5 protein-coding genes are annotated in these 4,101 nt (G+C 66.2%); 2 read left to right on the forward strand and 3 right to left on the reverse strand.

What is annotated here, in order from left to right:
* A partial coding sequence (locus VEI45_RS11990; RefSeq protein WP_324853393.1) for a PDZ domain-containing protein occupies window positions 1–1,067 on the forward strand: 1,067 nt, incomplete at its 5' end.
* Between the two features lie 21 nt (window positions 1,068–1,088).
* Here VEI45_RS11990 and VEI45_RS11995 read toward each other — a convergent pair.
* On the reverse strand, window positions 1,089–2,219 hold the full coding sequence (locus tag VEI45_RS11995) for a nitronate monooxygenase family protein (RefSeq protein ID WP_324853395.1): 1,131 nt from the start codon (window positions 2,217–2,219) through the stop codon (window positions 1,089–1,091).
* 92 nt (window positions 2,220–2,311) lie between these two features.
* A complete protein-coding gene (locus VEI45_RS12000) occupies window positions 2,312–2,785 on the reverse strand; it encodes a hypothetical protein (RefSeq protein WP_324853397.1) in 474 nt (157 codons plus the stop codon).
* 88 nt (window positions 2,786–2,873) lie between these two features.
* Here VEI45_RS12000 and VEI45_RS12005 point away from each other — a divergent pair, with 88 nt between their 5' ends.
* Window positions 2,874–3,611 (forward strand): glucose 1-dehydrogenase, encoded by a 738-nt coding sequence (locus VEI45_RS12005; RefSeq protein WP_324853399.1) that lies wholly within the window; start codon window positions 2,874–2,876, stop codon window positions 3,609–3,611.
* 3 nt (window positions 3,612–3,614) lie between these two features.
* Here VEI45_RS12005 and VEI45_RS12010 read toward each other — a convergent pair.
* Window positions 3,615–4,101: LLM class flavin-dependent oxidoreductase (locus tag VEI45_RS12010; RefSeq protein WP_324853401.1), on the reverse strand; the 487-nt coding region annotated here is incomplete at its 5' end.

Raw genomic sequence — 4,101 nt, forward strand, 5'->3', positions numbered from 1 at the left:
CGCTGGGCGCGCCCCTAACCGGCCACACCGGCCCGGTGTTCAGTGTGGCGTTCAGCCCCGACGGGCACACCCTGGCCTCCGCCGGCGACGACACCACCGTGCGGTTGTGGAACCTCACCGACCCGGCCCACCCCGCACCGCTGGGCGCGCCCCTAACCGGCCACACCGGCCCGGTGTTCAGTATGGCGTTCAGCCCCGACGGGCACACCCTGGCCTCCGGCAGCTACGACACCACCGTGCGGTTGTGGAACCTCACCGACCCGGCCCACCCCGCACCGCTGGGCGCGCCCCTAACCGGCCACACCGCCGAGGTTCACAGTGTGGCGTTCAGCCCCGACGGGCGCACCCTGGCCTCCGCCAGTTTTGATGACACCGTGCGGATGTGGAACCTCACCGACCCGGCCCATCCCGCACCGCTGGGCCAACCCCTGACCGGCCACACCGGCGCCGTGTTCAGTGTGGCGGTCAGCCCCGACGGGCACACCCTGGCCTCCGTCAGCGACGACGCCACCGTGCGGTTGTGGAACCTCACCGACCCGGCCCACCCCGCACCGCTGGGCCAACCCCTGACCGGCCACACCGGCGCCGTGTTCGGTGTGGCGTTCAGCCGCGACGGGCGGACCCTGGCCTCCGGCAGTCTCGACAAAACCGTGCGGTTGTGGCCCACCCCCTTGGATGCCACCGTGGCAACCCTGTGCTCGAAGCTCACCTCCAACATCAGCCCCCACGGCTGGCGCGATTGGATCTCACCCACCATCGGCTACATCCAGTTATGCCCCGACCTTCCGATAGCCGCCGAGACCGCCCTTTTAGGCGCGCGGCTCATCACCGATCCCCACGGCGCGAAGATCGTTGCACTGATAGCCGGCAGCCCAGCCGCCACGGCTGGCCTGCCCAACGGCGCGGTGATCACCAAGGCCGACGATCACACCATCGACAGCGCTGACGCACTTGTCGCGATGATGAAATCCAAGGCGCCCGGCGACAAGGTGACCCTCACCTACACCGATCCGTCGGGCGCGAGTCGGACTGTCGAGGTCACCCTAGGCGGCGCTCCAACGAATTGATTGACTAGACGGACTGCGTGCTCAGACAGCCGCGGCGGCGTTAAGTTCGTCCAGCCTGTTCGTCGCCTCCAGGTACTCCTGCACCCAACGCTCGATCACCGTCGACGTCTTTTCCACCTTGCTGAACTGTCCGACGACCTGACCGACCGGGTTGAACGCCACGTCGACAGACTCGTTGGGGTAGCGGTTCGTGGCCCGAACCGCCATGCCGGACACCATGTACTGCAACGGCATGCCGAGCGGTTTCGGGTTGTCCGGCTGCTCCCAGGCTTCGGTCCAGTCGTTGCGCAGCATGCGGGCCGGCTTACCGGTGAACGAGCGGCTGCGGACGGTGTCGCGGCTGCCCGCCTTGATGTAGGCCGCCTGCTGCACCGGGGTGTTCGAGGATTCCTCGACCATTAACCATTGCGAACCGGTCCACGCCCCCTGGGCGCCCAAAGCCAGCGCCGCCGCGATCTGTTCGCCGCTGCCGATACCGCCCGCGGCCAGCACCGGTACCGGAGCGACCTCCTTGACGACCTGTGGCCACAACACAATCGAGCCCACCTCGCCGCAGTGCCCGCCGGCCTCGCCGCCCTGCGCGATGATGATGTCGACGCCCGCGTCGGCGTGCTTGCGAGCCTGCGAGGGGGAGCCGCACAGCGCGGCCACCCTCAGTCCGGCCTCATGGATGTGCTTGACCATGTCGGCCGGCGGGGTACCGAGCGCATTGGCGATCATCTTCACCTTCGGGTGTTTGAGCGCCACCTCGACCTGGGGCGTGGCGGTCGCCTCGGTCCACCCAAGTAGCTGCAGGCTGTCGCCGTCGCTGTCCTCGACCGGGACACCGTGATCGGCGAGAATCTTCTTTCCGAAATCCAGATGCTCCTGCGGCACCATCTTGCGCAGCGTCTCGGCCAGTTCTTCGGCCGACAGATGCGAGTCCATGCCCTCGTACTTGTTCGGGATGACGATGTCGACCCCGTAAGGATGATCGCCGATGTTCTCGTCGATCCACTTCAGCTCGATCTCGAGCTGCTCGGGCGTGAAGCCGACAGCCCCCAGCACGCCGAAACCACCGGCCTTGCTCACCGCGACGACGACATCGCGGCAGTGCGTGAACGCGAAGATTGGGAACTCGATGCCGAGCTCGTCGCAGATGGGAGTGTGCATGCCTGATTCCTTACTGGTCTGCTTGTCGGCGACGTAACTGGAACGTGTTCTAGTTTAGTACGGATTTCTCCCGCTGTGACCCCCGGGCTTGCTTAGACCATCTCGTTGTGGGCCACCCACAGCACCAGGAAAGCCAGCATGCAGGCCGCGCACACCAGGTGATCGCGCCAGATGGACCGCGCCAGCGCGCTTTGGTCGGTCGGGCTGCCCGAACGGTTGCCGAGCCGGACCGCGTTGGGAACCGTGTGCGTCAGTGCCAGCAGCACCGGGGCGCCCGCGAGCAGAGCCGATATCGCCATCAACCAGCCCGGGTCGTCGCCTCGGACCGCCCGGAACGCCAACGCTCCCAGTAACACCACCATGACGATAGCGATCAGCCGGCTCATCGGCCGGGATCCGGTGACCGCGCGCCGGTAGTAGCCCGCGATGGAAGCCAGCACGGGTTCGCGCAAGTCGGTGCCGGGCCGCCGGTCGGCGAGAACCTGCGCATCGAACATCAGATCCATCCACAACACAGCGAACAGAAACCCGCTGCATGCGGTGAGTAACGAGGTCGCGACGCTCATCGTTCGATTGTTTCCCAGTAGGCGGCCACGGGTAAGGCGGTGGAACAAGTTCTAATTCTTTGCCCGGCGTGCGGTAGCGTCTCGCGTCATGGGACGCGTGGACGGAAAAGTTGCAGTGATCAGCGGCGGCGCTCGGGGGATGGGTGCTGCTGATGCCCGAATGCTGGTACATGAGGGCGCCAAGGTGGTGATCGGCGACATCCTCGACGATGAGGGTAAAGCGCTGGCCGACGAGATCGGTGAGGCCGCGCGCTATGTCCACCTCGACGTTACCCAGCCCGACGAGTGGGAGGCCGCGGTATCCACCGCGGTCAACGAGTTCGGCAAGCTCAATGTGTTGGTGAACAACGCCGGCATCGTGGCGCTGGGCCAGTTGGGCCAGTTCAATTTGGACAAGTGGCACAAGGTCATCGACGTCAACTTGAACGGCACATTTCACGGCATCCAGGCCTCGGTCGAGGCGATGAAGACCGCGGGCGGCGGTTCGATCATCAACGTCTCGTCGATCGAAGGCCTGCGCGGTGCCGTGATGGTGCACCCGTATGTCGCCTCCAAGTGGGCGGTGCGCGGCCTGTCGAAATCAGCCGCGTTGGAATTGGCCCCGCACAACATCCGGGTCAACTCGATTCATCCCGGCTTCATCCGCACCCCAATGACCAAGCACTTCCCGGACGACATGGTCACCGTCCCGCTCGGCCGCCCCGGCGTCTCGGACGAGGTCGCCAGCTTCGTGGTGTTCTTGGCCAGCGACGAATCCTCTTATGCCACCGGCGCCGAATTCGTGATGGACGGCGGCCTGATCAACGACGTTCCCCACCGGCTCTAGCCGCTAACGGCACTTCTCGATGATGGTCTGCGCGAACCGCTCGATCGACGGTCGGTAGCGCTCGGCTGGATGTTTGAAGTCGTCCGCCTCGACATTCGTAGTGCCCATCCAGGGGGCGCACATCACCGCCGTCACCCCGAGGTCTTCGGCGCGCCGGAAAAGATCGGCGGACGGCGGTTCCAGCAACGCCAGCATGATCTCGAACGGTTCGGCGTGCCGCCCGTACTCGCGCCGCAACGCGGTCAGCCTCTGCACATAGCCAACCGCGTCGTCCCACGCGTAGGCCGTGCCAACCCACCCGTCGCACAGCCGCGCCGCCCGGCGCAGCGCCACCTCCGATTCGCCGCCACACAGGATCGGCACCGGCGTGCTCGGATGGGGCTCGAGCATCAACTCGGGCACCTGGTAGTAGCGACCGCTCCACGACACCCAGCCGCCCTGCCACAGCGCACGTAAGGCCGGGATCATCTCGTCCAGGCGTTTGCCCCGA

The sequence above is a fragment of the Mycobacterium sp. genome (assembly GCF_035623875.1).
Lineage (GTDB): Bacteria > Actinomycetota > Actinomycetes > Mycobacteriales > Mycobacteriaceae > Mycobacterium.

What these genes read in the sequence shown, in the direction of transcription:
- VEI45_RS11995 (WP_324853395.1), bottom strand. Translation starts at nt 2,219, where the DNA reads ATGCACACTCCCATCTGCGACGAGCTCGGCATCGAGTTCCCAATCTTC.
- VEI45_RS12000 (WP_324853397.1), bottom strand. Translation starts at nt 2,785, where the DNA reads ATGAGCGTCGCGACCTCGTTACTCACCGCATGCAGCGGGTTTCTGTTC.
- VEI45_RS12005 (WP_324853399.1), top strand. Translation starts at nt 2,874, where the DNA reads ATGGGACGCGTGGACGGAAAAGTTGCAGTGATCAGCGGCGGCGCTCGG.